The organism is Phormidium pseudopriestleyi FRX01 (genome assembly GCF_017313335.1).
Classification (GTDB): Bacteria; Cyanobacteriota; Cyanobacteriia; order Cyanobacteriales; family Laspinemataceae; genus Laspinema; species Laspinema pseudopriestleyi.
On record NZ_JAFLQW010000419.1, the window covers coordinates 1 to 4,839 of the forward strand.

4 protein-coding genes are annotated in these 4,839 nt (G+C 48.8%); 2 read left to right on the forward strand and 2 right to left on the reverse strand.

The features are described 5' to 3' along the window. Both J0895_RS15695 and J0895_RS15700 read right to left on the reverse strand, forming a co-directional pair. A partial coding sequence (locus tag J0895_RS15695; protein WP_207088985.1) for a circularly permuted type 2 ATP-grasp protein occupies window positions 1-632 on the reverse strand: 632 nt, incomplete at its 3' end. A 370-nt stretch (window positions 633-1,002) separates the two neighbouring features. Continuing rightward, entirely contained in the window at window positions 1,003-1,524 is a 522-nt protein-coding gene (locus tag J0895_RS15700) for a pyroglutamyl-peptidase I family protein (RefSeq protein WP_207088986.1), read from the reverse strand. Window positions 1,525-1,589: 65 nt separating this feature from the next. On the opposite strand from J0895_RS15700, the gene hisH reads away from it, so the two are divergent. Then, entirely contained in the window at window positions 1,590-2,234 is a 645-nt protein-coding gene (hisH, locus tag J0895_RS15705) for an imidazole glycerol phosphate synthase subunit HisH (protein WP_207088987.1), read from the forward strand. A gap of 712 nt (window positions 2,235-2,946) precedes the next feature. Further along, window positions 2,947-4,767: an aspartate kinase gene (locus J0895_RS15710; protein ID WP_207088988.1), complete on the forward strand. Its 1,821-nt coding sequence runs from the start codon at window positions 2,947-2,949 to the stop codon at window positions 4,765-4,767. The last annotated feature ends 72 nt before the right edge of the window (window positions 4,768-4,839 follow it).

Below are 4,839 nucleotides of genomic sequence, written 5' to 3' on the forward strand. Positions count from 1 at the left end.
AGTAATGTCTCTAAAAGATGACTGGGATATTCATCAACGGGTTGAATATCCATCGTTCTAAAAACTTGGGGAAATGTACTTTTCATCACCCGGCGGTTTTCTAGGACGTAGGAAACCCCAGAAGGACATCGCAAATTATCTTCTAAAACATACCACTGCCCATCTTTTTCTCGGACTAAATCAGTGCCAGTAATGTGACACCAAATTCCCTTGGGTGGTTTTAACCCAATGCAAGGTTTGAGAAATCCTTTCGCCGAGAGAACCAATTCGATGGGAATGACCCCATCTTTGATAATTTTCTGGTCCCCGTAAATATCAGCAATGAACAGATTTAAGGCTTCAATTCGCTGTTTCAAACCCCGATTGAGAGTGGCCCATTCGTTCGCTGCCACAATGCGGGGGATAATGTCAAATGGAAAAATCCGCTCGTTGCCTTCGCTATCTCCATAAACCGTGAAGGTGATTCCCAGCTTAAACATGGCGCTTTGTGCCGCCTGTTGTCGCTGGAGAAGTTCTCCGTCTGATAGGGAATTGATTCTGTTTATCACGGGTTTCGCCTGGGGGCGAGGTTTTCCCTTCTCGATAAACAGTTCATCGTAAAAGTCGCCTGGATCGTATGTGTCAAATCGCACGGTCTGCTCTCTAACGCTGTCCACTACTTTAGGATAAATGGAGTGGATAGAATACCCTCGGACTATTAATTTTTATGAACTTGCCCGTTTTAGATTCCGGGAGATCCGTTCTTGAAACTACTACAGGACTAGGGGTATATAGGGTTAAGGCATTTTAAAACGGGCGATCGCTTTTTCAACAAACCCAGACATTTCTCTATAGCAATCCTAAATGATTTATGACATCTTCAACTCCCCTCTCCCCCTTTGGGACGCCGACGGTTGGGGGTGAGGGCATTCCACAACTGATAAAGGATCTGCTCGATCTCGTGGGTTTAACCCAACATTAGAACGACTGAAGTCGGGACGTTGAACGGGGGAAGAACGATACTTAATGGGAATTGGACTGAGTTAGGCGATGGAGGAGACTGATAAAATCGTCGAGAATCGGTGGTAAATTGGTGGGAGTGAGGATGGGGACATGGATGAAGAGGGCGGGAGTTTTGTTGGGGTAAGAATGGAGATGAGTGAGGACGGCATAGTAGAGGGATTCGCAGACAAATTGTCCGGCATCTTCGCTGATTTCAGTGAGTTTTAAATCTTGGATTAGCAGAGGAAGATTTAATCCGGTGACGATCGCCTCTTTGCCACATCTTGCCTGTTTTTCTACGGTGAGTTTTTGCCGGGATTCTGCCATGCCGCAACAAACTACCAGATCCGGTTTCAGTTCGTTGATTTTGGCGATCGCAATTTTGGGGGCCTCTTGAAAATCTACGGGTAATTTCCGTAGAAAGTGCAGATGATGGGGAATCCCACTCAATTGGGAGACTTTCTCCAATAACTCATCAGAGGAATTAGTTTGGTGATGGGACATCCAAATATCAAACGAAGTTAGGAGGATAGTTTGAGTCATGGCAATGGGTCCGTTAACCTTTATAATAAAAAGAGCCTCAGTCAAGTATTTTAAGGAAAAAGGCCATGCCGGTAATCGCCGTCATCGACTATGATATGGGCAATCTGCACTCGGTCTGTAAGGGATTGGAGAATGCAGGGGCCACACCAAAAATCACCGATGTGCCTAGGGAAATTGAACAGGCAGATGCGGTTTTGTTGCCGGGAGTCGGGTCCTTTGATCCGGCAATCCAACATTTGCGATCGCGAGATTTAGTCTCCCCGGTTCAGGATGCGATCGCCTCGGGAAAACCCTTTTTAGGCGTTTGTCTCGGGTTGCAAATCCTCTTTGATAGCAGCGAAGAAGGAAAAGAACCCGGTTTAGGCATTATTCCCGGGGTGGTTCGTCGCTTTAAATCCGAACCCGGTTTAACCATTCCCCATATCGGGTGGAATCGTCTGGACTTGACACAACCGGAGGTTCCCTTGTGGCAACATTTGCAACATCAACCTTGGTTGTATTTTGTCCATTCTTATTACGTTGACCCCATCGATTCTGCCGTGACTGCTGCTACTGTAACTCATGGCAGTCAAACCATCACCGCTGCGATCGCCCGGGATAACCTCGTTGCGGTACAATTTCACCCGGAAAAATCTTCCACTGCCGGGTTGCAAATGTTAGCAAACTTTGTCCAACAAATCGAAAGGCGATCGCTGGCAATGTCCCATTAAAAACAACAAACCGGGGTCTGAATACCCCGGTTACAGAAACTCAATTAGAATCCTGTCTTAGCAAAAATTTAAACCCCAAATCCGTTAAAAATTTCGGGCAAAAAACAACACCCAATCTTTCCTAGCTTAGTGATTTCCTCTCTTCATTTGAGCTTCTTTGGAGTTGCACTGAAACCTCAGTTTCAATTGCCTTGCTCCCAACTGCATCATTTGGGGAAATATCAGCCCGGGGATTGGGTGATGTTCTTCGGTTTGTTGTGGTACGAGACAGATGTGAAATGGAACAGCTTTAACCTCTTTAGGTGAACGTGAACTTGGCTGTTTGAATCTGCCAGGGAAGCGTTTTCCCCTTCAATTACTACTTTAGCGGGTTTTTAGAGAGATGCAAGCAAATGCAAGAAACCTTTACATCCATGAAAGTATTTGCTCTGAACTAGATTAAGTTAGGTAAACTTGTTCCCCAAATGCCTCTTCTAAAAGCCCGTTTTCTCTGATCCCTAGTCATGGGGGCTTGATGTCTGTAGGCCTTGCCTGGAGGCCAATGGGAATAGGGACCCGAGGTTGAATGAATTTGCAAATTAAGCGGTTTTCGGAAACAGCAGTCTGTTACCTTGATTAAGTTATTGTTAGAGGCCGCATCGCCCACCTGAATGTCAGTTGGAGCGCAACCCTGGGATTCGGGGCGAGTTTAAGGTAAAAGTGGGTAAGAATTATGGCGCTGATAGTCCAAAAATACGGGGGGTCCTCCGTAGGGTCCGTTGAACGCATTAACGCCGTGGCAGGGCGGGTTCTCAAAACCGTGCAGGGCGGCAATTCCGTAGTGGTAGTCCTTTCGGCGATGGGAAAAACCACGGACGGACTGGTAAAATTAGCCAATGAAATCTCGTCGAATCCCTCTCGCCGGGAAATGGATATGTTGCTTTCTACGGGAGAGCAAGTTTCCATTGCCCTATTGAGTATGGCGTTGCAAGAATTGGGGCAACCGGCGATTTCCCTAACAGGCGCACAAGTGGGCATTGTCACGGAAGCGGCACATACCCGCGCCCGGATTTTACGAATTGAGACGCAACGAATTGAGCAACAGATTCAAGAAGGTAAAGTGGTCGTGGTTGCGGGATTCCAAGGCATTACCAGTACGAAAGAGTTGGAAATTACCACCCTGGGACGGGGGGGTTCGGATACCTCTGCGGTGGCCCTGGCTGCGGCATTACGGGCCGATCGCTGCGAAATTTATACCGATGTACCGGGTATTTTAACCGCTGACCCTCGGTTAGTTCCCGATGCCCAACTGATGACCGAAATTACCTGCAATGAAATGCTGGAATTAGCCAGTTTGGGGGCGAAAGTGTTGCATCCTCGGGCGGTAGAAATTGCCCGTAATTATGGAGTACCGTTGGTGGTTCTGTCTAGTTGGACCGACGATCCCGGGACTCTAGTGAGTTCGCCTACCCCAATGGCACGACCCCTGGAAGGGTTGGAATTGGTACATCCGGTGGATGGGGTAGAATTTGATACCAATCAGGCGAAAGTCGCCCTATTGCGGGTTCCCGATCGCCCCGGTGTCGCCGGACAGTTGTTCGAGGAAATCGGACGGCAACAAGTCGATGTGGATTTGATTATTCAGTCCATTCACGAACTGAATACCAATGATATTGCCTTTACCGTGAGTCAGGAGTCGGTGAATCAAGCAGAGGCAGTGGCAGCGGCGATCGCCCCGACCCTCCGCAACCGCCTGGATTCGGCCCCGGAAGAGGCCGAAGTCATGGTCGATCGCACCATTGCCAAGGTGAGCATTTCTGGGGCCGGAATGATTGGACGTCCGGGTGTGGCGGCGAAAATGTTCGCGACTCTCGCTGAGGCGGGGGTGAATATGCAGATGATTTCCACCTCAGAAGTGAAAGTGAGTTGTGTGGTGGATGCGCAGCAGTGCGATCGGGCGATCGATGCCCTTTGCCAAGCTTTTGAAGTCAGTTCCTCGTCCCTGCAATCTGGCAGTTCCCAGGGTAAGGCGATCGCCCCAAATACTCCCCCAGTCCGTGGTGTCGCCCTGGATTTGAATCAAGCGCGGGTGGCAATTCGCCATATCCCCGATCGCCCCGGCATGGCGGCGAAATTCTTCGGGGTCCTCGCCACTGAAAATATTAGCGTTGATACGATTATCCAATCCCAACGCTGCCACATTGTCAACGGCGTTCCCACCCGAGATATTGCCTTTACCGTGGCCCGTAATGATGCGAAAGATGCCCGTCGAGTCTTAGTTCCCTTAGCCGCAGAATTGGGATGTGGAGAAATCGTTGTAGACGAGGAAATTGCCAAAGTTAGCATCGTCGGTTCCGCCATGATCAATCACCCCGGCATTGCTGCAAAGATGTTTAATGCTCTAGCCAGGGAACGCATCAACATCCAAATGATTGCCACCTCTGAAATTAAAGTCAGTTGTGTGGTCGATCGCGAGTCCGGTGTGAAAGCCTTACAAGTCATTCACGCCATCTTCAATCTCGCTGGCAGTCAAAAAATCGAAGTTCCTGTGTGATGAAACAGCTATGAGGGTGGAGAAAACTCCTTACAATAGTAGGTTTTTCACCCATAAGAGCAGCGACGGTCC